This is a genomic window from Vibrio sp. 1727 (genome assembly GCF_033344415.1).
Lineage (GTDB): Bacteria > Pseudomonadota > Gammaproteobacteria > Enterobacterales > Vibrionaceae > Vibrio > Vibrio alginolyticus.
This window is the reverse complement of the sequence record NZ_JAWPOT010000304.1, coordinates 1-677: the sequence shown is the minus strand read 5'-3', so window position 1 is coordinate 677 and position 677 is coordinate 1. Positions and strand designations below refer to the sequence as shown.

General features: G+C 51.3%; 1 protein-coding gene. It reads right to left on the bottom strand.

Annotated features, from left to right (window positions below; genetic code table 11):
* On the bottom strand, positions 1 to 677 hold a 677-nt coding region (locus R8O10_RS25390), incomplete at both ends, for an ABC transporter ATP-binding protein (protein WP_318191981.1).

The following is a 677-nucleotide window of genomic DNA, read 5'->3' as shown; positions in this document are numbered from 1 at the left end:
GCTTTCGGTCTGAGCGAGGAACCGCCGAAATCAAGCTGCGCGTGTATGGGTGATCTGGGTTACCCAACACTTTTGCCGTTGGCCCAAACTCAACAAGATCGCCACGGTACATCACCGCCACGCGGTCTGTAACGTTTGAAACCACACCCATGTCGTGCGTAACCAACATACAACCAACATTGTTCTGGATACACAACTCACGGATAAGATTCAGGATTTGGTCTTGGATTGATACGTCCAGTGCCGTGGTTGGCTCATCGGCGATGATCAGATCTGGCTCACCAGCCAAAGCGATCGCGATAACCACACGCTGACGCATACCACCAGAAAACTGGTGAGGATACTGTTTAAGACGGTTTTCAGGCTGAGGGATGCCGACTTGCTGCATCAGAGACAACGCGCGTTGATACGCCTCGTCGTCAGACACTTTCATGTTGGCATGAATGGTTTCTTTTAGCTGCTGCTCAACCGTAAACAAAGGGTTAAGAGAGGTCATAGGGTCTTGGAAGATAAAACCAATCTTCGAGCCACGCACCTTACGCATCGCTTCTGGTGTTAAGCCAGAGATTTTTTCACCATCCAAAAAGACATCGCCACTGGCAACGCGTCCCGGAGGGCTCAGCAAATCGATAACGGCGTTACCAACGGTGGACTTACCCGCACCGGATTCGCCAACA